Annotated in this window: 24 protein-coding genes and 1 pseudogene; 13 read left to right on the top strand and 12 right to left on the bottom strand. The window is 65.0% G+C overall.

Annotated features, from left to right (window positions below):
* Nucleotides 1-71: 71 nt before the first annotated feature.
* Together FBY30_RS20950 and FBY30_RS08515 are read left to right on the top strand one after the other, a co-directional pair.
* Nucleotides 72-301: pseudogene (locus tag FBY30_RS20950) on the top strand (substrate-binding domain-containing protein); the annotation flags it as partial.
* 64 nt (nt 302-365) lie between these two features.
* Complete coding sequence (locus tag FBY30_RS08515) at nt 366-1,109, top strand: MBL fold metallo-hydrolase (protein ID WP_142132480.1); 744 nt, start codon at nt 366-368, stop codon at nt 1,107-1,109.
* Between the two features lie 78 nt (nt 1,110-1,187).
* Here the strand turns inward: FBY30_RS08515 and FBY30_RS08520 are convergent, their stop codons facing one another.
* Together FBY30_RS08520 and FBY30_RS08525 are read right to left on the bottom strand one after the other, a co-directional pair.
* The gene (locus FBY30_RS08520; protein WP_142132481.1) at nt 1,188-2,477 is read right to left on the bottom strand and encodes an MFS transporter; all 1,290 of its coding nucleotides are present in this window, start codon (nt 2,475-2,477) and stop codon (nt 1,188-1,190) included.
* Between the two features lie 92 nt (nt 2,478-2,569).
* A complete protein-coding gene (locus FBY30_RS08525) occupies nt 2,570-3,808 on the bottom strand; it encodes a M20 metallopeptidase family protein (protein WP_442858298.1) in 1,239 nt (412 codons plus the stop codon).
* 142 nt (nt 3,809-3,950) lie between these two features.
* Between FBY30_RS08525 and FBY30_RS08530 the strand changes: the two genes are divergently transcribed.
* The gene (locus FBY30_RS08530; RefSeq protein WP_142132483.1) at nt 3,951-4,970 is read left to right on the top strand and encodes an Lrp/AsnC family transcriptional regulator; all 1,020 of its coding nucleotides are present in this window, start codon (nt 3,951-3,953) and stop codon (nt 4,968-4,970) included.
* Between the two features lie 66 nt (nt 4,971-5,036).
* On the opposite strand, the gene FBY30_RS08535 is transcribed toward FBY30_RS08530, so the two are convergent.
* Nucleotides 5,037-5,519 (bottom strand): hypothetical protein, encoded by a 483-nt coding sequence (locus FBY30_RS08535; RefSeq protein WP_142132484.1) that lies wholly within the window; start codon nt 5,517-5,519, stop codon nt 5,037-5,039.
* 312 nt (nt 5,520-5,831) lie between these two features.
* Between FBY30_RS08535 and FBY30_RS08540 the strand changes: the two genes are divergently transcribed.
* From FBY30_RS08540 to FBY30_RS08550, 3 genes are all read left to right on the top strand, one after another.
* Nucleotides 5,832-6,131 (top strand): putative quinol monooxygenase, encoded by a 300-nt coding sequence (locus FBY30_RS08540; RefSeq protein ID WP_142132485.1) that lies wholly within the window; start codon nt 5,832-5,834, stop codon nt 6,129-6,131.
* Between the two features lie 103 nt (nt 6,132-6,234).
* The gene (locus tag FBY30_RS08545) at nt 6,235-7,113 is read left to right on the top strand and encodes a Rieske 2Fe-2S domain-containing protein (RefSeq protein WP_142132486.1); all 879 of its coding nucleotides are present in this window, start codon (nt 6,235-6,237) and stop codon (nt 7,111-7,113) included.
* Between the two features lie 182 nt (nt 7,114-7,295).
* Nucleotides 7,296-8,123 carry an MBL fold metallo-hydrolase gene (locus tag FBY30_RS08550; protein WP_142135041.1) on the top strand — a complete coding sequence of 276 codons (828 nt, stop codon included), beginning with the start codon at nt 7,296-7,298 and terminating at the stop codon, nt 8,121-8,123.
* Nucleotides 8,124-8,225: 102 nt separating this feature from the next.
* Here FBY30_RS08550 and FBY30_RS08555 read toward each other — a convergent pair whose 3' ends face one another.
* Both FBY30_RS08555 and FBY30_RS08560 read right to left on the bottom strand, forming a co-directional pair.
* The gene (locus FBY30_RS08555; protein WP_142132487.1) at nt 8,226-9,881 is read right to left on the bottom strand and encodes an HNH endonuclease signature motif containing protein; all 1,656 of its coding nucleotides are present in this window, start codon (nt 9,879-9,881) and stop codon (nt 8,226-8,228) included.
* Nucleotides 9,882-9,964: 83 nt separating this feature from the next.
* Complete coding sequence (locus FBY30_RS08560) at nt 9,965-11,119, bottom strand: N-acetylglucosamine-6-phosphate deacetylase (RefSeq protein WP_442858299.1); 1,155 nt, start codon at nt 11,117-11,119, stop codon at nt 9,965-9,967.
* Nucleotides 11,120-11,309: 190 nt separating this feature from the next.
* Between FBY30_RS08560 and FBY30_RS08565 the strand changes: the two genes are divergently transcribed.
* Entirely contained in the window at nt 11,310-12,203 is an 894-nt protein-coding gene (locus tag FBY30_RS08565; protein WP_235009379.1) for a hypothetical protein, read from the top strand.
* A gap of 77 nt (nt 12,204-12,280) precedes the next feature.
* On the opposite strand, the gene dctA is transcribed toward FBY30_RS08565, so the two are convergent.
* Both dctA and FBY30_RS08575 read right to left on the bottom strand, forming a co-directional pair.
* A complete protein-coding gene (gene dctA, locus FBY30_RS08570) occupies nt 12,281-13,768 on the bottom strand; it encodes a C4-dicarboxylate transporter DctA (protein WP_142132489.1) in 1,488 nt (495 codons plus the stop codon).
* Nucleotides 13,769-13,875: 107 nt separating this feature from the next.
* The gene (locus FBY30_RS08575; RefSeq protein WP_142132490.1) at nt 13,876-14,460 is read right to left on the bottom strand and encodes a dTMP kinase; all 585 of its coding nucleotides are present in this window, start codon (nt 14,458-14,460) and stop codon (nt 13,876-13,878) included.
* Between the two features lie 205 nt (nt 14,461-14,665).
* Here FBY30_RS08575 and FBY30_RS08580 point away from each other — a divergent pair, with 205 nt between their 5' ends.
* Together FBY30_RS08580 and FBY30_RS08585 are read left to right on the top strand one after the other, a co-directional pair.
* Nucleotides 14,666-14,929, top strand: a complete 264-nt coding sequence (locus tag FBY30_RS08580; RefSeq protein ID WP_142132491.1) for a hypothetical protein — start codon at nt 14,666-14,668, stop codon at nt 14,927-14,929.
* A 2-nt stretch (nt 14,930-14,931) separates the two neighbouring features.
* Nucleotides 14,932-15,864, top strand: a complete 933-nt coding sequence (locus FBY30_RS08585) for a threonine/serine dehydratase (protein WP_142132492.1) — start codon at nt 14,932-14,934, stop codon at nt 15,862-15,864.
* A gap of 57 nt (nt 15,865-15,921) precedes the next feature.
* On the opposite strand, the gene FBY30_RS08590 is transcribed toward FBY30_RS08585, so the two are convergent.
* From FBY30_RS08590 to hisC, 4 genes are all read right to left on the bottom strand, one after another.
* Nucleotides 15,922-16,272, bottom strand: coding sequence for a hypothetical protein (locus FBY30_RS08590; RefSeq protein WP_142132493.1), 351 nt, complete (start codon nt 16,270-16,272; stop codon nt 15,922-15,924).
* Nucleotides 16,273-16,422: 150 nt separating this feature from the next.
* Nucleotides 16,423-17,064, bottom strand: coding sequence for an NADPH-dependent F420 reductase (locus FBY30_RS08595; protein WP_142132494.1), 642 nt, complete (start codon nt 17,062-17,064; stop codon nt 16,423-16,425).
* 70 nt (nt 17,065-17,134) lie between these two features.
* Nucleotides 17,135-17,767, bottom strand: coding sequence for a YitT family protein (locus FBY30_RS08600; RefSeq protein ID WP_142135045.1), 633 nt, complete (start codon nt 17,765-17,767; stop codon nt 17,135-17,137).
* Between the two features lie 53 nt (nt 17,768-17,820).
* Nucleotides 17,821-18,924: a histidinol-phosphate transaminase gene (gene hisC / locus FBY30_RS08605; RefSeq protein WP_142132495.1), complete on the bottom strand. Its 1,104-nt coding sequence runs from the start codon at nt 18,922-18,924 to the stop codon at nt 17,821-17,823.
* 92 nt (nt 18,925-19,016) lie between these two features.
* Here hisC and FBY30_RS08610 point away from each other — a divergent pair, with 92 nt between their 5' ends.
* Nucleotides 19,017-19,487: an Lrp/AsnC family transcriptional regulator gene (locus FBY30_RS08610; protein ID WP_235009380.1), complete on the top strand. Its 471-nt coding sequence runs from the start codon at nt 19,017-19,019 to the stop codon at nt 19,485-19,487.
* Between the two features lie 5 nt (nt 19,488-19,492).
* Here FBY30_RS08610 and FBY30_RS08615 read toward each other — a convergent pair whose 3' ends face one another.
* The gene (locus tag FBY30_RS08615) at nt 19,493-20,395 is read right to left on the bottom strand and encodes a LysR family transcriptional regulator (protein ID WP_142132497.1); all 903 of its coding nucleotides are present in this window, start codon (nt 20,393-20,395) and stop codon (nt 19,493-19,495) included.
* A gap of 119 nt (nt 20,396-20,514) precedes the next feature.
* Here FBY30_RS08615 and FBY30_RS08620 point away from each other — a divergent pair, with 119 nt between their 5' ends.
* From FBY30_RS08620 to FBY30_RS08630, 3 genes are all read left to right on the top strand, one after another.
* Nucleotides 20,515-21,945: a M20 family metallopeptidase gene (locus FBY30_RS08620; protein ID WP_142132498.1), complete on the top strand. Its 1,431-nt coding sequence runs from the start codon at nt 20,515-20,517 to the stop codon at nt 21,943-21,945.
* Nucleotides 21,946-21,961: 16 nt separating this feature from the next.
* Nucleotides 21,962-23,257 (top strand): MFS transporter, encoded by a 1,296-nt coding sequence (locus FBY30_RS08625; RefSeq protein ID WP_142132499.1) that lies wholly within the window; start codon nt 21,962-21,964, stop codon nt 23,255-23,257.
* Nucleotides 23,258-23,604: 347 nt separating this feature from the next.
* Nucleotides 23,605-25,596, top strand: a complete 1,992-nt coding sequence (locus FBY30_RS08630) for a rhamnogalacturonan lyase (RefSeq protein ID WP_142135047.1) — start codon at nt 23,605-23,607, stop codon at nt 25,594-25,596.
* Nucleotides 25,597-25,659: the final 63 nt, after the last annotated feature.

Here is a 25,659-nt window from a genome sequence, read left to right on the forward strand (position 1 = left end):
AACCCCATCGGGGCCGATAGCCTAGGGCCACAGGTGGGTGGGAGACCGGTGGGCAGCAGGACTATCGGCATCGGGCCACGCTTGATGAAGCAGGGCTCGACGGCGGCGCGGCACCTGCGGAGTCAGGGGTTCCGGAGGCGCAGGGCGGCTATGCGGCGGCCTTGCGCATCCTGTCACGCAAGGACCGCCGCGACATGCCAACGGCATTGTTCTGCTACAACGCCGGGTGGCGATGGGCGCGCATCGTGCGGCCGCCGAGATGGGACTCGCCATTCCCGGTGACCTTTCCATCATCAGCTACGCCCGCCATCGGTTCCCATTGCCCCCGCAGCGTTAGTTGCCCAGTTCCTGGGTACCTTCCCTGCATGCTTATCCCCAACGTCGCAGACGGCGTCCACCTGATCACCCACGCCAACGTCAACTGCTATGTGATTGAGGATGACCACGGCGTGACTCTGGTGGATGCGGGCCTGCCCAGCATGTGGCCCATGCTCACGCAGCTCCTGGAGGAACGGAACCGGCGCCCCCAGGACGTGAAGGCGCTGGTCCTCACCCACGGTCACTTCGACCACGTCGGCTTTGCGCTGCGGGCACACAGGCAATGGGGGGTCCCGGTCCTGGTCCACGCGGAGGACGCCCGCCTGGCGGCGCACCCCTACCGCTACAAGCCGCAGCGCAACCGCTTCCTCTACCCCTTCACTCACCCCAAGTCCCTCCCGGCACTCAGCCGGATGGCAGCAGCCGGAGCCCTGACCGTGAAAGGCATCTCCGACACCAAGCCCCTTGGCACCGGGGTGGCTGATGCCGTCACCGGGCGTCCCGACGTCGTCCATACTCCCGGGCACACCGACGGGCACTGCATCCTGCACCTGCCGGACCGGGGCGTCCTCCTCACCGGTGACGCCCTGGTGACGCTCGATCCTTACACCGGCCAGGCCGGCCCGCAGATCGTCGCGTCCGCTGCCACCAAGGACACAGGGCAGGCGCTGGAGTCACTGGAGGCCATTGCCGCGACGGGAGCAACAACGCTGTTGCCCGGCCATGGCATGCCGTGGAAAGAGGGTGCGGAAGCAGCGGTCCGTGAAGCACGGCGGATCGGCGCGCACTGACCGGAAGCAGCACGCCTGAGAGAAACGGGAAGGTCCCCGGCGCAGCTATATGCGCCGGGGACCTCCTCCTGCAAAGACTTAGTGCGTCAAGTCCTTGCCCTTGGTCTCAGGGATGGTGAACACGAACGCCGCGCTGATCACCAGCAGCAGCACCGCGTACACGTTGAACACCTGCGGCGCGCCCAGCGAGGAGCCCAGCCACTGCTGCAGGTACGGTGCGGTGCCGCCGAACACTGCCACGCAGATGGAGTAGGGGACGCCGACGCCCACGGTGCGGATCGACGTCGGGAACAGTTCGGCGTACACGGCGGGAACGATGGCGGCGCTCGCGGCGATGAACACCAGCATCACGGACATGCTCACGGCCAGCTGCCAGGCGGAGTCCTTCAGCAGCCAGGTCATGGGGAAGTGCAGCACTGCCGAGCCGATGGCGCCCGCCCAGAGGACCTTCTTGCGGCCGATCCGGTCGGACAGCTTTCCCCACACCGGCAGGGCGGCGATGAACACGATGTTGGCCACAACGCCGGCCCACAGTGCTTCGCCCCGGTCGATCTTCAGGGCAGTGGTGGCGTAGCTGGGTGCCACCACGCCCCAGATGTAGTAGATCACCGTGAGGCCCACCGTCAGCCCGATCACCTGCAGAGCCTGCTTGCGGTAGCGGACAATCTGCGGCCAGATCGGGGCGCGCTTCTCGGTGGCGGCCTCGCCCTGGAAGGCCTCCGTTTCGTGCAGGCGGGACCGTATGATCAGGGCGTACAGGCCCATTGCGGCGCCGATCAGGAACGGCACGCGCCAGCCCCATGCGTTCATCGCCTCGGTGCTCAACGCCATGTTGAGCACGGCGCCCAGCAGCGTGCCGAACAGGATGCCCACCGTGCCTGACGTGTAAATCAGGGTGGCCCAGAAGCCGCGGTGTTCCTTGGGTGCCATCTCGGACAGGTACGTTTGCGACGACGGCAGCTCACCGCCGTGCGCCAGGCCCTGTACCAGCCGGGCCGCCAGCAGCATGAGGGACGCGAACGCGCCGACGCTGGCGAAGGTGGGCGCGACGCCGATCATCAGGCTGCCCAGCGAGGCGAGGCCTACGGCGAGGGTCATGGAGGACTTGCGGCCGATCCGGTCGCCGATCCAGCCAAACAGGAAACCGCCAAAGGGCCGGGCCACGAAGCCGACGGCAAAGATCGCCAGGGTGGACAGCACCGCCGACGCAGGGTCCTCCTTGCTGAACAGCTGGCTGGCGATGAACGGGGTGAAGGTGGCGTAGATGGCCCAGTCGTACCACTCGACGGCGTTGCCGATGCCGGTGCCGACGACAGTCTTGGCGGTGGACATGCGGCCGGTCCTGGGCTTGGTTGCTGCAACTGACATGGTCTTCTTCCTGGTCGCTTGGTCTGGAGGGGCAGCGGCGCTGCTGCCGGTTTTTTGGGAGGCGCTGTGCTCTTTAGGAGGCGCCGGGTTCTTTACGAGGCGTTGGCGAGGGCGGCCAGCCGTGAGATGGCGAGTTCCGCATAGAGTGCAGCCCCGTCAGCCAGCACGCCGTCGTCGAACGTTGCGTACGGTGAGTGGTTGAACGCCGAGGCGTCGGGGTCACCACCGGGTGCGACGGCGCTGAGCCCGATGAAGGTGCCGGGCACCTCGGCCAGCACCCGGGAGAAGTCCTCCGAACCGCTCAGTGGGGTGGCCCAGCGGGCGAGGCGCCGCTCGCCGAAGAGTTCGGTGATCACCTTCTCCGCGGTGTGGGTTTCGTCCTCGCTGGTGATGGTGAGGGGGTACTCCTGCAGGTAGTCGACGGCGACCTCCATTCCGTGCGCGGCGGCGATCCCCTTGAGCAGGCGCGGCACGGCGTCCATCATCTTCAGGCGCGAGGCCTCGGAGAACGTGCGGATGGTCGCCTCGATGCGGGCCGTCTCCGGGATGACGTTGCGCTTGGTGCCGGCGTGCAGCACGCCCACGGACAGGACCACCGGATCGAACATGTTGAACTGCCGGGTGACCATCACCTGCAGGGCCGTCACCATCTCCGCGGCAACGGTGACAGGGTCCTTTGCGGAATGCGGGGCGGAGCCGTGGCCGCCGGCGCCCAGCACCGTGACTTCCAGGCCGTCGGAGGCGCTGAGCATGACGCCGGGCTTGGTGCAGAACGTGCCGTGCGGCTCCAGCGAGGAGAACACGTGCATGCCGTACGCCGCACTGACCCGGGTGCCGGCGGCATCCAGGACACCTTCGCGGAGCATGTAGCTGGCGCCGTCGAAGCCCTCCTCGCCGGGCTGGAACATGAGGACGACGTCGCCGTTGAGCTTGTGCCGCTTTTCGGCCAGGAGGGTGGCGGCTCCGGCGAGCATGGAGGTGTGCAGGTCGTGGCCGCAGGCGTGCATGGCGCCGTCAGCCTGGGAGGTGAAGTCCACTCCGGTCTTTTCCTGGACGGGCAGTCCGTCCATGTCCGCGCGGAGGAGGACGGCAGGACGCCGTGCTCTCCCCGGTTCTTCCGTATGGTTCCCCCCGCCCGTGTTTCCCCCGCGCAGCACTGCCGTGACCGACGTCGTCTCCTTGCCCAGCGTGATCTCGTACGGCAACCCATCCAGCGCCTCCAGGACCTTCTCCTGGGTACGGGGGAGGTGCAGCCCGATTTCCGGCTGGCGGTGAAGGTCATGACGGAGGCGGATCAGGTCTCCCTGCAGGTCTTGGGCGTCGTCTCTCATGGGCACGGGTAACTCCTTGGCAGTCGGCATCAGGGCTTGGGGACTATTGTGAAGTGGCGCAGTTCACATGTGAGGAAACCGCAGGAATTATCCTTTCGCCTGCTGTTCCTGGCAGGATTCATGCAACCAATAGGAGGACTCAGTGGAGCTCAGCGAGGATGATCTTGCCCTGATCCAGGTCCTGCAGGCCTCCCCGAGGCTGGGTTGGGCCGATGCCGCAAAGGTCCTTGGCGTGCACGCCACCACGCTGGCCGCCCGCTGGGATCGCCTGACCTCAAACGGGGCAGCCTGGGTGACGGCGCACCTGGCAGGTGACCCGAAGCAGATGCTCCTGGCCTACGTGGCGGTGGACTGCGAGATGAACCTGCGGGACAGCGTCACGGCGGAGCTGGCGGCTGTCCCCGAGATCGTCACTGTGGAGGAAGCAGCCAGCAACCGCGATCTGATGTTGACCGTTATCACCCGCTCGCTGGAGGAATTCAGTGCCAAGATCATCACGCGCCTGAAGGCCGTCGAGGGGCTGACCAAGTACCAGGTGGCGCTGTGCACCCGGCTGCACAGCAGTGGCGACGATTGGCGGCTGAATGTCCTGAGCCGTGCCCAGCTTGCCACCCTGCGGACCCTTGTTTCCCCGCCTGCTGCGGAGTCCGTGCAGGCGGCCCAGCTTCCGCAGAGCCACCTTGACCTGCTTCCCTTCCTGGCGCGGGACGGCCGGGCGACGGCAGCGGACATCGCCCGCTCCCTGGGCCGCCATCCGGCCACCGTCCAGCGGCAGTTGAACCGGGTGCTGGCCAGCGGCATCCTGTCCTTCCGCTGTGAGATCGCACAGGCCTACTCATCGTTTCCGGTGACCTGCCAGTGGTTCGTCAATGTCCCGGCCGGCCAACATGATGCCGCTGCGGCCCAGATCCGCACCATCAGCAATGTCCGGTTGAGCGCCTCCACCACCGGGCCCACCAACTTTGTGATCATCATGTGGCTGCAGACCCTGGCCGATGTGATGTCCGCTGAGCTGGCGTTGCAGCAGAAGGTGCCGGGCATCGACATCGTGGAGAGCGCAGTGATGTTGCGGACGGTGAAGCGGGTGGGCTGGATGCTGAAGGAAGATACGACGGCGAGTGGCGCCGTCGTCCATGCCGGAAACCTGGGTGCCGCGGACTGAAACGGGACGAAAAAGTGGGGAACCAGGAGCCCTAACCCCTGCTTCCCCACTGTGCACCTGACAGGTCTATTTGCCGCCGTCCACTTCCACTACGACGCTCTTCTCCCATGGGGTCCAGTCCGACCAATGTCCGCCGTGGTTCTGCACCCGGAATGATACGAGCTGGTAGACCTCTTCACCCTTGCGGTCGTGGTTGCGGACGTCGACGTAGAAGTGGAGGGTCCTGGCGTCGTCATGGTGGTCAAACTCCTCCGTGACCAGCCGCTTGGCGAGCAGGTCGTCGTTATGGCGAGGGCCGCGCTCGTCTTCATAGGCCCGCTGGCGGATTTCGACGGTCTTTGGGCCGTTGCAGTCCACGGTGATCCTGAAATCGACGTCGTTGCCGCGGACATCCTTTGGATCCAGGGGGTTGACGGTGCAGCCGTTGCGGCTTGTTTCCGCGCTGGCCGGTGCGGCCATTGGCAGGGAAACCCCGAGCAGGCCCAGTGAAACCAACGGAACCATGGCCCTCTGTGCCTTGGTTGGTCGGTTTGTTGCAGTGTTAGACATTTCTTGTTGCTCCTCAAAGGGTGTTCTTTACCTTTGCGGGCAGCCTTCAGAACCGTCGCGAATAATAAGTATGTTGTAAAACCAGTGTGGCGGCCGCGGGCCTGCCCGTCCCATTTCAGACAGCTCGCCCGCCAAAGCGGGCGGCTTCGGCTCCGGATTCTTCCGCCTGACGTTGATGCGGTTATCCGGTCCCTTAATTTTCCGCTTGCGCTTAGGGGCGTACTAGGGGAACGACTACCCTACCGCGGGGGTTTTGCCGTGGGCAGGGAGAGTGGCCCTCCGTTTGTCGGGGCCTTGCCGCACACTGGTCCCATGACATTTGCGAATGTGGGAACCCTTGGTACCAAGCCGGGGCAGCGGGATGCCCTCGTTGCCATCCTGCTTCGGCCCAAGCCGGGGATGAAGGAAGCCGGTTGCTTGCTCTATGAAGTGGGCATCAACGATGACGTGCCGGACACAGTGTTCGTTTCCGAGCTGTGGGAGTCGGCGGAGGCGCACCAGGCCTCACTGCAGCTCGACAGCACCCGCGCGGCGATCGCTGAGGCCATGCCGCTGCTGTCCGGGGAGATGGGAGGCCATCGGTTCACAGTCCTTGGGTCGCCGCTGCGGTGACTTTCGGCCTGCCCAATATGCCGGATTACCTAAAAGTGCGCTTGGGACAAAACGGGGCGTTCCGTGACGAGTGGACGGCGCTGATCGGGGTAAGGGACGTCACATGAAACCGTTGCCTGCACTTGAGCTTGTCACCCGCCTCGAGGACGCCGAATGGCTTGACCCGCTGGCCAAGAGCGTCAGGAAAGTCGTCAAGAAGGTCATCAAACCGCAGTGGGCCCGCGACATCATGCACGGCGTTCCCATCGGCCACCCCGTGCACCCCCTTGCTGTCCAGGTCCCGATCGGTGCCTGGGTGTCAGCCGGCGTGCTCGACGCTGTTCCAGGCGCTGAAAAAGCAGCAAGACTGTTGATCGGAGTAGGTGCCGCCAGCGTGCTTCCGTCTGCGCTCGCCGGCTTCACGGACTGGTCGCAGCTGCACCCGCAGCAGCAGCGGGTAGGACTGGTGCATGCGGCGGCCAATGTAACGGCAACCAGCCTGTACATCGCATCGCTTGTCCAAAGGGCCAGGGGCAGCCACGGCAGCGGCAAGGTCCTTGCCTATCTTGGACTTGCCGCTGTGGGCACCGGCGGTTTCCTTGGCGGCCACCTGTCCTATCGCCAGGCCGCAGGCGTGAACCACAGCGAGGAAATCCCGCACCGGTTCCCGGCCGGTTGGCATCCGCTGGCCCCGTTGGCGGAACTGCCCGAGGGTGGCCTGCACAAGCGCGAGGTGGCCGGTATTCCGCTGCTGGTGCATCGCGAGGGCGACACCGTTAACGTACTGTCTGACGTCTGCAGCCACCTTTCCGGGCCGCTTCACGAAGGCAAGATCAAAGACGACTGCGGGGACCCGTGCGTCGTCTGCCCGTGGCACCGGAGCACTTTCTCGCTGCGCACCGGAGAGGTGAAGGCGGGGCCGGCAACTTCCCGGCAGCCCCTTTTCGAGACGCGTGTCAGTGGGGAGCTTGTGGAGGTGTGCCTGCCAGGGGCGGACGGTTAGAAAGGCCGTTCGGCCCTACTGGGCAAGATAGGGCGGCGGAAAACTGGGTGCATGCGAGGTCCAGTGGTGCAACCGTCCAGGCGGTCCCCGCTGCAGCACACCGGCACATCCTGTACGCACGGATCTTTTGCACGTCTGTGCTCCGCAGGTCCCCTTGGTTCCAGCGGCGTGATGCCACGGTGATGCGCGTTTCGGAGCCGCGGGAGATTGCCTCCGGCGTGGTGCTCATGACGGCCGGTAGCGGGCCGATGGCAGTAAACCTCTACCTTGTCCGCTCGGGTTCCGGGTGGGTGATGGTTGACTGCGGCTGGGCCGGTAGTGCGAGGCCGGTTCTCAGTGCCGTGGAGAAGATGCTCGGGCCCGGGAACGCGCCGGCTGCCATTCTCCTAACTCATATCCATCCGGACCACTCAGGCGCCGCTGGTGTACTGGCGCGCACTTGGGGCATCCCGGTGTATGTCCATCAGGCCGAGCTGCCCATGGCTGCCGGACGCTACATTCCCGAATTTTCGATGCCCCTGGACCGCTGGCTGGTTGCCCCGTTCCTGTGGTCATTGCCCAGTCGTGCCCGTCGGCGCATGGAAGCGGCGAACGACATCACCGACGTTGTGCAAGGCCTTCCGGGCAGCGGTGAAGTCCCCGGTCTGCCGGAATGGGTTTCCGTTCCGGCCCCTGGCCACACACCCGGACACGTCGCCTACTGGCGCTCCAAAGATGGCGTCCTGATGACTGGCGATGCGGTGGTGACGGTGAACTTGAACTCGCTGCGCGGAGTCCTGCTGAGATTGCCGGACCTGTCCGGGCCGCCCTGGTACACCACCTGGAATTGGAAGACCTCCATGGATACCGTTTCGCGACTGGCTGAGCTGGGCCCCCGAGTGCTGGCTCCCGGCCACGGGCAGCCCCTGGCCATGGGGGTCGTTCCCCGCCTCCGCGCTGTCGCCACGAAGGAGCAGGCGCAACGGCTGGCACTTCGGCGCCGCACCGGCGGAGCGCCCAAAGCTGCGTAAGCCGGAGCGCCCAAGGCTGCAGTAGGGAGGGAGGGCAGGACAGTGTCATCTGCGCAGGGCAGCATCTCTTGGGCAGGGCAGCGTTACTTACCCGGGGCGGCATCACGTAGGTAGGGCGAATGGCGTTGCGAGGAGTTCGGCCCAGAGGGGATCGTCCGGCGAGAGGTCGTCGGGGTCGATGAGGGTATCGTCGTCGGGTTCCCATGGTGGGAGGTCTTCCGGGCCGGCGTCTATACATCTGGCGACTACACATCTGGCATCGAGGCTCTGGCCTGCATTGGGCGTGAGCCAATGCGGCCAGTGGGTTGGTTCGGTGTCGGGGTGTTCGGGTTTGTAGTGGCGGCCGGTTGGTGAGGTCCAGCCGGGTGGGTCGTTGGTGGTGGCTGGGTCTGGTGTCCAAGTGCTGTGGTGTTTGAGCCGGTGATGTTTGGGGCAGAGCTGTGCCAGGTTGGTTGTGCCGGTGGTGCCGCCGTTTTCCCACGCGGTGAGGTGGTCGGTGTCGTTGTCGGGGCTGTGGTTGGTGGAGCCGGGGAAGGTGCATTTGGCGTCGCGCATCCTGATCCAGCGTTTGATGGTTTCGGGAAGGCGGTAGTTCTTGCGGCCGATTTCCAGTGGTGCCCCGTCCCTGGGGTCGACGAGGACGCGGTAGAACGAGTCGGCCCCGTCCGCGACGAGTTTCCGAGCCATCGATGCCGGGATGGGGCCGAGTCCGTCAAGTACTGCGGGCTCATCCGTCGCCCCGAGCAGCGAGAGTACCGGCACCATTACCAGGACGTCGGCCCGCGGGGTGGGTGCCTTGCCGATCTCCCGGACGGGCCGCGAACCGGCAGCGGTGCCGGTTCCGTCGTCGTTACCGGGTCCTTCGTCGTTGCTGACCGGCTCTGTTGCTGCGGCGGTGGTGTTGCGGTTGGTCTCCATTGTGTTGCCGGTGCTGAGAAGGAGTGATGCTGCGATGTCGGGGCGGAGTTGGGTGAGGGTGCGTGGTTCGTTGGGTCCTTGGAGGCCGCGGGCGGTGGCGGTGGTGCGGTTCCAGATGGCGCAGGCGGTGTCGCCGGGGAGGTAGAGCGTGACCCGGGCCATGCCGTCCTTGTCCGGGGTGTATTCCATCCGCCGGTCAGCCACACCCTTGGCGTAGCGCTTCTCGATCGACTCGGCGTGGTGGCGTTCCCGCCAGCCACGGACCTTGGCGCGGAAGCGGGAGGGGACGAGTTCGCCGGGGGCTGCACCGCGGGCGGGGTGGGGTGCGTCGGGGTCGAAGAAGTGCGCCACGAGCCCGGCAGCACCGGCGGGTTCGAGGCCTTCGGTTTCATCGGCGATGACCTTTGCGTGCTGCCAGGACATGTCGCCGGCGGCCAGGGCCTCGAACACGGGTGGGAGGGAGCAAACCTTTCGGGACTGTTCCAGGAACGCACCTGCGGCGGCGGAGCTGATGGTCAGGACTCCGGCGATCTCCTCCACCGCGGACATCTCCGTGTAGGTGCGGTCGTGCAGGGATGCGTCCGGCGGGGTCATGGCCTGCTGGAATCCCATAGCGTCGGCTGAGTCCCGTGCCTGCCCGGCCGCGAGCTGCGCGGTAAGCCGGGACCGTAGCTCCAGCCTTTCCAGCCGGATCTCGTACCGCCGCTGCAACACATCAACACCCGAACCAACAGCAGTGCCGGAGGCCAGGAAAGCATCTTCACGGTCCAGGGCATCAAGGGCAGCAACAGAGGCATGAACACGCTCCGCACCTGCCCCAACACCGCTGCTGCTTGCCATACAAGAATCATCTAACAAGGGTCTGACAATTTGAGGTCGGGGTAGCAAGGGAGCGGGCAGCTACTACGTGGCAGGACATGCTCTCATCCGACCTCGTGGACCCACTCACCATCGCGCAGCACCCCAGCCACCTGCAGTTCCTGGCCAAGAACCAAGATGTCAGCGCGCATACCAGCACGCAAGTCACCGACCTCCGCCGGAAGGCCCAGGACGGAAGCCGGGACGGCAGAAGCGGACGTCACGGCATCTTGCAGGGGAACACCTGCGGCTACGGTAGTCCGGACAACGTCCAATAACGTCGCGGTACCGCCGGCGATGGCACCCGTGCCATCCACCCTCGCCACCCCGTCGGTCACGGTTACTGAGAGCGACCCCAAGCGATACTGGCCATCCTCCAGACCTGTGGCGGCCATGGCATCGGTCACCAGTGCAATGTTGTCCGCTCCGACAAGGTCAAAGACCAGCTTCACCGTCTCCGGTGCCAGGTGCACGCCGTCTCCGATCAGCTCCACCACTGCCGTGCCGGCCCGTGCCGCGCTGAGGCTGGCCGAGACGGGGCCGGGGGAACGGTGGTGCAGTGGAGGCATCGCGTTGAAAAGGTGCGTGACCGTGGGCCGCATCCTGCCCGCACTATCAGCCGCAGAGCGCAAGCCGGCGGCCGCGCGCTCAAGGAAGGCCGCCGCCGTCGTATGGTCCGCAGCGGTGTGGCCCAGGGAGGGGACGATGCCGAGCGCACTGAGCTGATCCACCAAGCCGGAAGCGCCGGGGAGTTCCGCCGCCAGCGTCATGGACGCGAGGGAGGGTCCTGCCGCCGCCAGCAGTTGGGTTACCAACTCCGGATCGGGATCCCTCAGCAGGGCGGGGTCGTGGGCGCCGCACTGCTGGCTCGAAAGGAAAGGGCCCTCCAGATGGGAGCCCGCAACCAAACCCTGCTCGGCCAGTTCCTTGAGCACCCCGAGGCTGCGCATCAGGTCCCGCGGGTTCCCGGTGACCACGCTGGCCAGCAAGGTAGTGGTACCGCGGCTGTGCAGGTATCGGGCCGCCCGGGATGCGCCGTCAAGGTCGCCCTCTGAAAAGTCCCAACCGTAGGCGCCGTGGCAGTGCAGGTCCACCAGTCCCGGCACGAGAATCTGGCCGTCAGGCCCTTTTTCTGGAAGAACCCCCGGATATTCCGACGCTGGCCCGGCGAAGGTAACCAGGCCGCCGTCGGCTGTTACAACCCCGTCCGGTAAGTCCATGGTGGCGGTGACAATCCGCCCGCGGAGGGTCAATGCGCTGTTCACGTTCCACCCGCCTCCCGCCACGGATTATTCCACAGGGCCGCTTCGGAAGGCCGGCAAAAATCCCCTTGCGTTATTTCACACTCCCAATGGGAACATCTACAGTGGAAGTTACTAAGCATGCTGTCTATTTCGGAGGGTGAACCTAATGCGAAAAGTTTCTGCGCTTGGAGTAGTTGCTGCGGCGATGCTGGCGTTGGCTGGCTGCTCGGGAGGAGGCAGCGGTACCGCGAGCCCGTCGGGCACGGCCAGCACGTCGGCCTCGGCGTCGGCTTCTGCCAGCAAGACGGCGGACGCCAAGGTGTATTCGGAAGACCAGCTCCGCGACCTCATTTCCGGCATGAAGGACGCCGACGGCAACGAGCTCAAGCTGTACTCCAAGGATCAGGTGGCCCAGGGCGGCAACATCGTCAACCTGCTCATGAGCACGGCGACCATCGATCCCAAGGACTGCAAGGACATCGCCACCGCCGGCCTGCTGGACAAGGTGGAGAACGGCGACGTAGCCGTGGCGCTTTCCGAAGGCAACCAGCCGCGCACGCTGTCCGCACAGTCCGGCAGCGACGGCCCCGACGCAGTCAAGACGCTCACGGACATCAGCGACAAGATGGACCAGTGCGCCAAGTTCTCAGTCTCCGCGTTGGGGCAGAAGTACGACGTTTCCAGCGAGGAACTGCAGGCGGACACTGACGCGGAGAAGACCTTCGCTACTGTCAGCACCCGCAGCGGTGACAACCAGCAGAAGCTGATGCAGGTGTCCGCTGCGCAGGGCCGCCTGTTGGTGGTCGCCACCAAGAGCGGCTCCGACCTGGGTGACAAGGACCAGAAGGAACTGGAGGGCCTCATTAACGACGTCCTGAAGAAGGCCGAGAAGGGCGGCGCAACGTCCAGCGCTACCTCCACCTCCAGCAGCTCGTCCGGTTCGGGAAGCATGTCCTCGCCGAGCAGCTCAGCCTCGTCGACGGCCTCGCCGACTTCTTCGTCGACGATGTCCTCCGGCACTGGCACCTCGTCGTCGGCCTCCCCGACTGCTTCGCGGTAAAAGGCAACTTTCAAGCATAAAAAGGATGCGGGCCGGGACCTTATGGTCCCGGCCCGCATCCTTTGCGTGGGCAGGCGCTATTTGGCTTTGCCGCCAAGCCTGACGCTGGCGCCGGTATCGACCGGAAGTTCGGCAACGACGTCGCGGGTGGGTGCTCCGCTGAACCGGGGCGACGGTTCCTGCCCCTCCGTCAGCCGCTGCAGCTCCTGGCCCTCGAAATCCTCTTCCTTGCCGAGCAGGATCGCAGAGTCGTGGTTGGTGATTTCACCGTTGAAGGCGCGGACCATGACGTTGCGGTCGAACTGGCCCTCCCACTTGGAGACGATGAAGGTAGCCACGCAGTTCCCGAGCAGGTTGACTACCACGCGCATCGAGTCCATGAGCCGGTCGGCTCCGAGGAGGAGTGCGACGCCGGCAACCGGGAAGATCCCGAGTGCTGCGGCGGTAGCCGAGAGGGCAAGGAATGACGAGCCGGGCACCCCTGCCATGCCCTTGGACGTCAACAGCAGCACCCCGAGTGCCGCCAGCTGCTGGCCGAGGTCAAGGTGGTGTCCGAAGGCCTGGGCCAGGAACAGCAGTGAGATCGAAAGGTAGATCGCTGCGCCATCGAGGTTGAAGGAGTAGCCGGTGGGGACCACCAGGCCTGTGGTGGCACGGGAGCAGCCGGCGTTGGTCAGCTTGGTCATGATCCTGGGCATCACTGCTTCTGTTGAGGCGGTGCCCAGGGCCAGCAGGAATTCCTCCCGGGTGTACTTGAGGAACTGCCAGAGCGGCACCCGGGCAAAGCCCCACGCCACGACGAAGAGCAGGCCGATGAAGATAATTGCAGCGCCATAGCAGGCCGCGATCAGGACTGCGTAGGTGCTCAAGGTATCCAGACCGTACTGGCCGATGATGAATGCCATGGCCCCGAACGCGCCGAGCGGTGCGACTTTCATGATCCAGGCCATGATCTTGAAGATCAGTTCCAGGACCGTTTCCATGACGTTGATGACCGGCAGGCACTTCTCGCGGCCGATCACGACGATTGCGGCACCGAAAAAGACGGAAAAGAAGAGGACCTGCAGGAGGCTGTTGCTGGCAAACGCACCGATGACGCTGGCCGGGATGATATCGAGAATGAAGGAAGCGGCATCCTTGGGCGCCGCGGAACCGGTCTTTGCATCCAGGTCTGCCTGGGAGAGGGTTGCCGGATCAATGTTCAGGCCAGCACCGGGCTGGACGATGTTCCCCACGATCAGTCCGAAGACCAGGGCGAACAGTGTTGCTGCCGTGAAGTAGAGCAGGGCCTTGACCCCCACCCTTCCAACCGCTTTGACGTCGCCGACGGCTGAAATTCCAGTAACGATCACCAGGAAGATCAGCGGCGCGATGATCATCTTGATGAGTTTGATGAAGCCATCTCCGAGCGGCCTCAGTTGGGATCCGAGGTCCGGCCAGAAATGCCCGATGAGGACACCTGCCACGACGGCGATCAGAATCTGGAAGAAGAGCGACTTGTACAGCGGCTTCCTCTTCGCGGGCACCGAACTCGCCTTCAGTGCCTCAGGGTTGGGGATCTTCATTGACCTTTGCCTATCAATTGGGAACAGCCCGTTTGCGGGGCCGTTTCCAAAGTAATCCTCGTCACACTATTCCGCAAGAGGAAAACCTATTTCCGTAATGCGGAATACTAATCGCGCTTTGTGACTGCTACACCGGCGAGCCACTCGTCCAGCTCCGCAGCAACCTCGAACGCCGTACCTGACGCATCGACTCTCAGAAAGCCCGCGTACTCCGGCAGTTCCCGGTACCCCCTGTTGAAGGCTGCGAGGTCATCCAGGTTCTCGGAATCCGTTCCCCGGGCGGTGATCCGGCGATGCGCTTCGGCAGGGTCCAGATCAAGGTGAACGATTGCGTCCGGCTGCGGCAGCCGCGCCAACAGCCAGGGAAGGAAGCATCCCCGCGGCAGCCCTTTCGCGCGCCGCAGTGCCAGTTGGCAGTAGAGATGGCGGTCCATGACCACCAATCCATTGAACCGGCCAGCGCGGAGGTGCGAGAGCAGCACGTTGCCCACCCGGAGGAATGTTTCGACGGCGTCAGCCAGACGCGCGGGCAGCCGAACTCCCAGCCTGGCCGCGGCCAAAGACATAACCCGGCGTCCAGCATGGTTGCTCACCAGCATCGCCCGCACTCCACGGGCGCGCGCAGATGCAACCAAGGTGCGCGCCGCCGTCGACTTTCCCGACCCGTCGATGCCTGTCAGCACAATGATCATTCGGCCTCCTCCTGTCGTTCCGGTTAACGCTGGAGGCAGCCGCAGAGTCCCTGCTGGGTCCACAACCGTGGGGACGCGGGCCCGCAACATGAGTGGGGCGGACGAAGGAATGACTCCTGACCGTAGGCTGGAGTCCGGACACGGGTTCACCCAGGTCCGGTACAGCAGTTCCAGAAACAGGCAGTTCCAGGTGAAAGGCAGGACCATGACAGTTTCCAGCGACGATCCCCACAACACCGCAGACCTCCGCGGGCCAGGCGACCCGGACGAAGCCAAGGACCAGGCCGCAAAGGCACCCACCTCCGGCCAGCACCTGGAACAGCCGGGCGCGGAAAACATCCGGGAGGAACAGCAGGCCCATGCCGCCGGAACTGTTCCGGCGTCCTATGTTGGCGGTGAAGAAGCGGCGCGGGAGCCTGAGCCGGAGGACGCCCTCAAGGATCAGGGAACCTGGGACGACGAAGTCTAGGCATGATCACCCATGCCGATATTGATCAGGCAGCCCGCCGGACAGCAGGCCTGATCCGCAGGACACCGGTTATGCAGGCGGACTCCGGAGTGTTCAACGGCCAGGTCTGGTTCAAGTGCGAGTTCATGCAGCACACCGGCACGTTCAAGGCGCGGGGCGCCCTCAACCGCATCCTGGCCAGCAAGGAGCGCGGGGAGCTGCGGGCCGATGTGGGAATCGTGGTGGCCTCCGGCGGAAACGCCGGACTGGCCAACGCCTATGCCGCGAAACAACTCGGGGTACCGGCCACCGTCTTCGTTCCCGAAGCCGCGCCGGCCGTTAAAGTCGCCAAACTCAAGGCCATCGGGGCCACGGTGGTCCAGGGCGGTGCCGAGTACGCAGGCGCCTACCAGGCCGCCGTGGGCCACGCAGAGGAAACCGGGGCGGTCTACTGCCACGCCTATGACCAGCCGGAAATCGCGGCAGGCGCCGGAACAGTGGGCTCCGAGCTGCTGGAACAGCTGCCGAATGTCGATACGGTCCTGGTAGCCACGGGCGGCGGCGGACTGATGGCGGGAGTGGCGGCCGCCGTCGAAGGTTCGGCCAAAGTGGTGGCCGTGGAGCCGGAAAATGCGCCCACCCTGCACGCCGCCCTCGCTGCCGGCGAACCGGTGGACGTGGCTGTATCCGGTGTTGCCGCGGACTCCCTGGGTGCCCGCCGCGTCGGCGACATCGGCTTCTCCGTCGCGCTCCGCTGCGGCGTCGTCAGCGTCCTGGTAACGGACGCTGACATCATCAAAGCACGCTACGCGCTATGGAATGACTACCGCATCGTGGTGGAACATGGAGCGGCTGCCGCCTACGCGGCGCTGCTCTCCGGAGCGTACGTGCCCGCGGAAGATGAACGCGTTGCCGTCATTCTGTGCGGCGCCAATACGGACCCTGCGACGCTCTAGGCCATTAACAGAAGGACCGGCCACCTGGACAGGGGGCCGGTCCTTTCACCCAAGCGCTTAGCCGCCCGCCTGGCCGCAGAACTTGCTGTAGGTTGCGCCGGCTTCCTGGTAGCCGGACTGGAGACCGGCCAGCTTGTCCTTGTCCGGGTTCTCCTTGGCCTGCTCGTCCGTGTACGCCAGGATCGAGGCGAGGGCCGGCTTGAGGTCGTCAGATGCCACCGCGTGGATGGGGCGGATCTGGTTGGCGAGGTTGTTCATGCCCGTCTTGCCGGCGTTGTTGGCGGGGTTCGACACAACGGCCTGGATCCGCTCGCAGGTTTCAGCGGTGGTCAGTTGATGCGTGGCGGTGCAGGCCGTGGCGGAAGCAACGAGGCCGGCGGCAAACAGGGCTGTGGCGAATTTCTTCATGGGTCCCTCGGTAGTGGTCAGAGGTTTCGATTGTAAGCAGATCGGGTACCCCGATGCCTTCCCGGTGCTGGATCCGGCCCGAAATTAGCGCCGCTTAAAACAAAACTGGCCGGCAGTGGGAACTGCCAGCCAGTCTCTGTATGGGACAAATCAGATGGTCCGCGGCGCCTTGGCCAGGTTGTCCTTCAGCTCTGTGGCGTTCTGCCGTGCAACGTAGGCCGGGCGGTCGCGCTCCACGCGCCAGCTCTCGGAGAGCGGGCCAACGTTGACGGTGTCGAAACCGAATTCGTCGTAGAGGCGGGTCACCAGTTCGGCGGCCTCCGGGTGGCCGCTGGCGGTGGCAAGGGCGCGGCGGTTTTCCGTGCCGGCCGGAGTTCCGTCCGTGGTGATGTCCTTGGCCATGATGTGGTTGAAGCCCTTGGCCACCTTGGACTGGGGGAGGTGTTCCTGCAGCATCCCGGAGGTGGTGGCCTCGCCGTTATCCAGGGCAGGAATGCGGCCGTCCCGCTCCCAGTAGTAGTTGTTCGTGTCGATCACAATCTTGCCGGCCAGCGGTTCCACCGGGACGTCCTTGTAGTTCTTCAGCGGCACAGTGACCACGGCGAAGTCGCCGGCAGCAGCCGCTTCCGCTGACGTGGCCGCCCGGGCCTTCGGGCCAAGCTCCGCCACGAGGTCCTGGAGGGTTTCCGGGCCCCGTGAGTTGCTGATGACTACGTCGTAGCCCAGCTCCACGGCCTTCCGTGCAACCTGGCTTCCAATATGTCCTGCACCGATGATTCCGATTGTTATCATATGGGCGGCAACACCAGCCCATGCCCAGATATTTCAACGGGCTGCAGGGAATAAAGGGCCAGGCAGGCGCCTACTTTCCCAGGTAGCGCCCGGGCCGGTGGTTCAACGCGAGAATGAGGTTCAGGAGGGTGGCGCCGGCCGCGGACAGCAGCACCATCAGCGGAGACACGAGGACGAGGGAGGCCAGGACGATGGCCACGTCCAGCACCATCTGTACATATCCGGCCCGCCATTTCAGCTTTTCCTGCAGCAGCAGGGCCAGGATGTTGAAGCCGCCCAGGCTGGACTTGTGCCGGAACAGTATCAGCAGGCCGACGCCGGCGAGCAGGTTTCCACCCAGCACGCCATACGCGGGGTCGATGTGCAAGGAGCCCAGGGCCGCGGGATGCAGGCTTGCCATCACGGATACCAGGGCAATTGCTGCGCCAGTGCGCAGGGCGAAGTTCCATCCCTTTTTCCATACCGCCAGCGCGAAGAACGGCAGGTTGACCGAGAAAAAGATGACGCCGAACGGCAGCGCCACCGAATAGCTCAGCAGCAGCGCCAGCCCGGCGGTGCCACCGGTGACGGCGCCGCTCGACTTGAGCAGGAACAGCCCCAGTGATGCGGCGAACGTGCCGGTGAGGATGCCCAGGACATCCTCAACCACTGAGTGACGGACGGCCGACGGCGGCACGGAACCTGCCGTCGTCGGCCCTTCCACGTGCCGGGCCGGGGTGGCGACGGTTGCGTCAGCGCGAGTTTCTGTGGAAGTACTCACCGGGACACAAACCTCTCGCGGTCGGCCAGGACCGCAAGCACCCGGTCATTGGTGGCTTTGTCAGCCAACGTGATCCGGACGCCGTCAACGGCATAACCGCGGGCCAGGATGTCAGCCCCGGACAGTGCATCCAGGAGCCGTTCCCGCAGTTCGTCCGAGGCACGGAGCCAGTAGAAGTTGGCCTGGCTGTCCGGCACGTCCCAGCCGTAGCCCCTGAGGGCCCCGATCACCCGGGTGCGTTCCTGCGCCACGGCCTCGGTCCTCTCCAGGACCTCGTCGCCGGCCGCGAGCGAGGCAACCGCGGCGGCCTGCGCCATGCGGTTCACGCCGAACGGAACGGCGGTGCGGCGGAGGCCCTCTGCGATATCGGGCCGCGCAATGGCGTAGCCGATCCGCAGGCCCGCCAGCCCGTACGCCTTGGAGAAGGTGCGCAGGATGCACAGGTTGGGGTAACGGCGGTAGAAGTCCAGCGAGTCCACGCCGGTTCCGCGCTGGAACTCGATATACGCCTCGTCCAGTACCACCAGCACCTGCGGGGGCACGGACTGGAGGAACTCTTCCAGCGCCTCCGCGCTGATGGACACTCCGGTGGGGTTGTTCGGCGAGCACAGGATCACCAGCCGGGTGCGATCGGTGATGGCAGCCGCCATGGCCGGAAGGTCGTGGTGCTCACTGGCCAGTAGCGGCACCGGCACTGAAACGGCACCGGCCACCGCCACCAGGATTGGGTACGCCTCGAAGGACCGCCAGGCGTAGACCACCTCGTCGCCGTGCCCACAAACGGCTGAAATGATCTGCTGCAGCACCCCTGAGCTTCCCGGGCCCGCGGCAACTTCATCAGGGCTGACGCCGAAGTGTGCGGCGATGGCTTCCCGTGCCTCCACCGCGCCCATGCTGGGGTACCGGTGGATCCGGTCCGCCTCCGCGGAAATCGCCTTGATGACGGACGGCAGGGGAGGGAAGTGGCTTTCGTTCGAGGCAAGGGCGGCGGTCAGGTCAGACTGGGCGCTATTGCCGGCCACGTAGGCGGGGAGTTGGGCGACGGCGGCGCGGACCTCGGGTGCCGCGGCTTCGGGAAGGGTGCTGGTCATGGACAGCATGGTGCGGGAATTCGGGACGTCTGCGCAACAGGGGTGGATTAGGCAGGACGGATCCAGCATTTGGCCGCGCTTCAAGTGGCAAAATGCTCAGTATGCACCTTATTGATGCGCTGGACGCAGAGATCCTCCTCACACTGGACCGGGACCCCCAGGCGACGGTCCTGTCCCTCTCAAGGACGCTCGGCGTGGCACGCAATACCGTGCACGCCCGGCTTCGCCGCCTGGCCAACGACGGCAGCCTGGCCCCCTTCAGCCAGCGGGTCCGGACCGGGGCGCTGGGCCTGCCGCTCATCGCCTTCATCTCGATTTCCATCAGCCAGTCCTCCAGCGACCTTGCCGTTGCGGCGCTGCAGACCATCCCGGAAATCATCGAAATGCACGCCACCACCGGGGACGCTGACCTGATGGCCAAGGTGGCCGCGAGGGACCCGGCCGACCTGCACCGGATCACCAACGCAATGCTGGCGATTGACGGCGTCGTGCGCACCAGCACCGCCATGTCTTTAGTGGAAGTGATGCCCACCCGCACTGTGCCGCTGCTGCAGGCAGCGGCAAAGAAGTAGGCGCTTTACTCGAACAGTTCCAGGGCATCGATGAGGGCGTCCACGAACGCGGTGAGGATCGCCGGCTGGGTGCGGCCGGTCATTGTCTGGATCTGGCCCTGCCGCTGGCGCAGCACCGGATGGTCCAGGTTGACCAGCACCAGGTCCTCCCGGTCCCGCCGGTCCAGGGACAACCCACTGACCAGGGAGACACCCACCCCTGCCCGTGCGAATTGGATCACCGGGTTGATGTGGTCGCTTTGCAGGCTGATGGAGGGAGTGAGGCCTTCAATCTGCATGGCCAGGTCCAAAAGTTCGCGCTGGCTGGAACCGGGCGCCGTGATGGCCAGCTTGTATCGGCACAGGTCCTGCAGGGTGGCGCGGGGCTGGGACGCCAGCGGATGGTCTGGCGCCACCAGGGCAAAGGCGACGGGTGTGGGCATGGAGTGTTCCACCGTCACCCTGGACTGGGGGCCCAGGGAAAACACCGCGGCAACGTCCGCCTCTCCCTCGGCAACCCGCCGCGTGCCCTCGGAGGAGGAGACGACGTCGAGATGGAACTCCACGTCGTCATGCTGGCGGCTGAAGGTGGCGATGGCTGATGGCACCCAAACGCGGGCAAATCCCTCGGCGCAGGCCACGCGAAGGGTCCGGGTCTTCCGCTGCATGGACACCAGCAGTTCTTCGCGGACAGCTGTCCCTTCCGCCTCGGCCCGGCGTACGTAGGCGAGCAGGAGACGGCCGGCTTCGGTCAGCTCCACTCCGCGTGCATGGCGGCTGAAGAGTTGCGTGCCCAGCGAAGATTCCAGCTTGTTGATCTGGCGGCTGATGGCGGACGCGGAGACGTGGAGCTTACCGGCTGCCTCGGTGAGCGTGCCCTCCTGGGCCACGGCGTGGAAGTACATCAGGGCCGGAGTGAGCATGTTCATGAAGGGGTGCTTCCTCCGGTTTGCATTCAAGTCAAAGCTCGTCGACAAAATGATACTGGTTGTTTGCGCTGGGGCACCCTAATTTTGGAGTCACGTTCCAACAGCAAGGGTGACCATCGATGCAGCAACGCGAGCAACTGACAGCAGCAGCAGGGGAATATGTGGATTCCGGCCGCTTCAAGACGGACTTGGAGAAGATTGTCTCTTATCCGTCGGAGAGTTCGACGGCGGAGGGTCGGGTTGCGTTGAAGTCATATCTCGACGAGGTAATGGAGCCGGCATTTGCCTCCCTGGGCTGCTCCGTGGAGCGTTTCGACTCCTGGCGCGGCGGCAGCAATTCATTCCTGGTGGCCACCCGGCACGAAGGCCAGGAGCTGCCGACGGTTCTTTGCTATGGCCACGCCGACGTGGTGGATGGCCAGGCCGCGGGCTGGACCAACGGCCGGGACCCATGGGTGCTGAACGAAGAAGGGGACCGCTGGTACGGCCGGGGTTCTGCCGACAACAAGGGCCAGCACTGGATCAATATCGTGGCCCTGCAATTGCTCCTGGAACAGCAGGGACACCTTGGCTTTAATTTGGTGTTCCTCCTGGAGGGGGCGGAGGAGATCGGGTCCCCTGATCTGGCGGATTTCGCACGCGACCACCGCGGTAGCCTGCAGGCGGACGTCTTTCTTGGTTCCGATGGTCCGCGCCTGGCTGCCGACAGCCCCACGGTCTTCCTAGGGGCCCGCGGCGGTGTGACCTTCCACCTCACGGCAGACCTGCGCAGCGGTTCCTACCACTCAGGCAACTGGGGCGGCATCCTACGGAACCCGGCCACCACCGTGGCGGCTGCGGTGGCGTCCCTGGTGGACGGACACGGCATCATCAGGCTCCCGGAGCTGCTCCCGGCAGGAATCCCCGGCTCGGTGGCCGCCGCGCTGGAACTCATCGACGTGGTCCCCCAGCCCGGTGATCCCAGGACCGACCCCACTTGGGGTGACTCATCCCTCAGCCCCGCCGAGCGGTTGTACGCCTGGAACACCCTGGAAGTCCTGGCCCTCGGTGCCGGCAACGCTGCCAAACCAGTCAACGCCATTCCCGGCTCAGCCAGCGCCAGCCTGCAGCTCCGGTTCGTTCCCGGAACGGACATGGCAAACCTTGAGTCCGCAGTCCGGCGCCACCTCGATGCCGCCGGATTCACCATGGTGGACGTCAGTGTAGGCCAGTCCTTCCCCGCCAGCCGGCTGGACCCGAACAGCCCCTGGGTCTCGTGGGCCCTTTCGTCCCTGGAGGAAACCACTGGGCGCAGCCCGGTGCTGCTGCCCAACATCGGCGGATCGCTGCCGAGTTTTGTCTTCGCTGAAGTCCTTGAACTGCCCACGCTGTGGGTTCCGCATTCCCATCCCGGCTGCCAGCAGCACGCCCCGGATGAGCATCTCCTCAAATCGGTGGCGCGGGAAGGTTTGCAGATTGCTGCCGGACTCTTCTTCGACCTCGCCACCTCCACCACCCCTGCGGGCGGTGCCCGCCCGCAAACGGCCGTAGCGGCCCACCCTGCTTCCTGAAATCCCTGGAGTCCCCATGACCATTCCACAGCAAAAGAACCAGCCCGGTCCTGTCCAGGTGGCGGGCTCGCAGTCCGCCACCCGCGGGATTGTCGCTGCCACCATCGGGAACGCGCTCGAATGGTTTGATATTGCCATCTACGCTCTCCTGGCCATCTACATTGGCCGGAACTTTTTCCCAAGCCACGATCCCGGCGTCGAACTCATCCAGGCCTTTGCCGTGTTTGGCGTCTCCTACCTCATACGGCCGCTCGGCGGCTTGGTGCTGGGTTCATTTGCCGACCGGCACGGCCTGAAAAAGGGCTTGACCGTCACCATTCGGCTGATGGTCCTGGGGACGGCCCTGCTGGCCTTCATGCCCAGCTACGGAACCATAGGCATCCTGGCTCCGATCGGAATCGTCCTGGCACGCCTGATCCAAGGCTTTTCTGCCGGCGGAGAGTTTGGTGCCGCCACCGCCTACCTGATCGCGCAGAACGGCAAGCGTAAAGGGTTCCTGGGCAGCTTCCAGTTCGCGAGCCAGGGCCTGGGCAGTCTGCTGGCCGCGATCCTGGTGGCTGTTCTCACCACCGTCCTTTCCGATGCCCAGATGACCGAATGGGGATGGCGCATCCCCTTCCTTTTCGGACTGCTGGTGGGCCCGGCCGGGTACCTGATCCGCAAAGAGATGAAGGAAGTTCCCCTTGCGGAAAAGCCGGAGGCCCAGAAGCATTCACCCATCCGGGAAGTGTTCGCAACCCAGAAAGTGGGGATGCTGATCGCCGGCGGCGCGCTGGCCGTCTCCACCGCCCTGAACTTCATCCTTCAGTACATGCCAACGTTTGCCATCAAGGAACTTGGCCTCGAACCCGGCATCTCCTTCACGTCGCTGATCATCACCGGCGTCATCCTTACCTTTGGAACACCGGTGGTGGGCCACCTCTCGGACAAGTTTGGCCGGATGGCAATTATGGTGCCCACCGTGGTGGTGCTGCTGGTCGCCGTCGTCCCGCTGTTCCTGTGGGTGATCAGCGCCCGGTCCTTCCTGGTGCTGGCCCTGGTGATGACCATCCTCGGACTGCTCAAGGCGGCGTACTTCGGCGCCCTGCCGTCCGTCATGTCGGATTCCTTTGATGCCCGCGCCCGTGCCACCGGCCTCTCCTTCAGCTACAACACGGCAGTCGTGGCCTTTGGCGGCTTCACCCCCATGATCGCTTCCTATCTGGTGCAGCAGACCGGACAAGCTGTGGCACCGGGCTACTACCTGGCCGTCATCGCTGTCATCAGCCTCGCTGCGCTCGCCTCGGCGGTGAAATTCCGAGGGATCCGCTGACCCCATTCGACGCCCGCTCACCTTTGCCAGGTTGTCCTTCAACGCCCGCTCACCTTCCACTTAAAAGGTGGGCGGGCGTTTCCACTTAGGGTGCCAAGGTGAGTGGGCGTGTGATGTGCAGAAGCGACCGTATAAAGAACAAATTCTCCCAATATCTTTCGGTCAAACCCTTGACCGTGTTTGTCACGCGCTGATAGACCTATAGGGCAGAAAGCGCTTCCTCGTAGTTTGCATCCCTCGAAATCACTCGCGACGGGTCAGAAACCGCTACGAATGAAACGTTCCAAAACCAGCGGCGACTCAGCCGCCGCTGCATCAAAGGAGATGTTCTTTTGGCAAACCCCTCAATGTGTTCCCCGAAATCCCAGGCGGGCAGGGCGTGGAAGGCGGCGCCGGCAGCAGCGGCCACCCTCGCTGCCGCTGCCCTGGCCTTCACCGGCGTCCCGCTTGCCGCCGCCGACCCTGGTGCGGGAAACCCTGCGGCTCCCGTGGCTCCCGCAAATTCCGGCCTCACCCGGCAGGTGGAAAACCTGGACCGCGCCCCGGTTGCGGTACTGACCGATCAGGGTGTTTCACTCGGCTGGCGCATGCTGGGCCTGGACAAGGACAGTGTTGGCTTCCAGGTCATCCGCGACGGCGTGATCATTACCGATCAACCGATCCGGGACACCACCACGTATTTGGACCCCGACGGCACGAAGGACTCCAGGTACGTCATCAAGACGGTGGGCAACGGCAATGGGCAGGACAAACTCAGTGCCGAGTTCAGCCCGCTGGCGCAGAACTACCTGCCCATCAAGCTGGACAAACCGGCCGACGGCGTCAGCAAGGATGGAAAGCCGTACACCTACAGTGCCAATGACTCCAGCGTGGCGGACCTGGACGGCGACGGCGCCTACGAAATCATCCAGCTGTGGAACCCGTCCAACGCGCAGGATAACTCCAAGGCCGGCTACACCGGCAACGTCTACGTGGACGCATACAAGATGGACGGCACCAAGCTGTGGCGGATCGACCTGGGCCGCAACATCCGCGCGGGTGCCCACTACACCCAGATGCTCGCCTACGACTTCGACGGCGACGGCAAGGCTGAAGTGGCCTTCAAAACCGCCGACGGCACCACTGACAACGCGGGCACCGTCATCGGTGACCCCGCGGCCGATTACCGCACCAGCGCCGGCTATGTCCTGTCCGGCCCGGAGTTCCTTACGGTGTTCAACGGTGCTGCCGGCACCATCATGGACACAGTTCCCTACGATCCGCCTCGCGGCAGCGTTGCGGCCTGGGGCGACAACTACGGCAACCGCGTGGACCGTTTCCTCGCCGGCGTCGCATACCTGGACGGCGAGCACCCGTCCATGATGTTCAGCCGCGGCTACTACACCCGCACCGTGCTGGTCACCTACGACCTGGTGAACGGCAAGCTGGTGAAGCGCTGGAAGTTCGATTCCGACGTGGCGGGAGCCGAGTACAAGGGCCAGGGTAACCACAACCTGTCCGTGGCGGATGTGGACCAGGACGGCAAGGACGAGTTCGTCTTCGGCTCCATGACCATCGACGACGACGGCACGCCGCTGTACAACACCAAGCTGGGGCATGGCGACGCCATCCACACCGGCGACCTGGATCCCTCGCGCCCCGGCCTGGAGACCTTCGCGGTGCACGAGAGCATGAAGGAAAGCGGCAACCGCGGCGCCACCTTCCGTGACGCCGCCACTGGCGAGGTGCTGTGGAGCATCCCGGCGTTCAAGGACACGGGCCGCGGTGCCACGGGCGACATCGACCCGCGTTTCCCGGGCTCGGAGAGCTGGGCGGTAGGTGGGGACGCTGCGTGGAACTCCACCGTTGGGTACCTGATGTCGGCCAAAGGTGAGCGGATCTCGGACAAGATCCCGGCCGCCAACTTCATGGCCTGGTGGGACGGCGATCTACTGCGTGAGATCGTTGACCACGATTTCAGTGCCGAGGTTGGCTACGGCGTCCCCACCATCTCGAAGTGGAACTGGGAAACCGAGTCCAGCGACCGACTGCTGACTGCCACCGGGGCGCGCACCAACAACTACACCAAGGGCAACCCGTCGCTGCAGGCGGACCTCCTGGGTGACTGGCGCGAGGAACTGGTGTTCCCGTCAGCGGACAGCACCGAGCTGCGGATCTACACCACCACCTCGCCTACAGAGGTCCGGCTGCGCACCCTGATGCATGATCCGATGTACCGCGCCGGCGTGGCCCGCGAAACGGTTGGCTACAACCAGCCGCCGCACCCGAGCTTCTTCATTGGCGAGGGAATGCAGGCCCCGGCCGCGCCGGCTGTCTTCTACGCGGGCAAGACGAAGTAAACCTGCCCGGGACGCAAGAGCGCCGCCCGCCTTGGGGGAAGGCGGGCGGCGCTTGCTTGTGGG

Source organism: Arthrobacter sp. SLBN-83, assembly GCF_006715285.1.
In the GTDB taxonomy this organism is placed as follows: domain Bacteria; phylum Actinomycetota; class Actinomycetes; order Actinomycetales; family Micrococcaceae; genus Arthrobacter.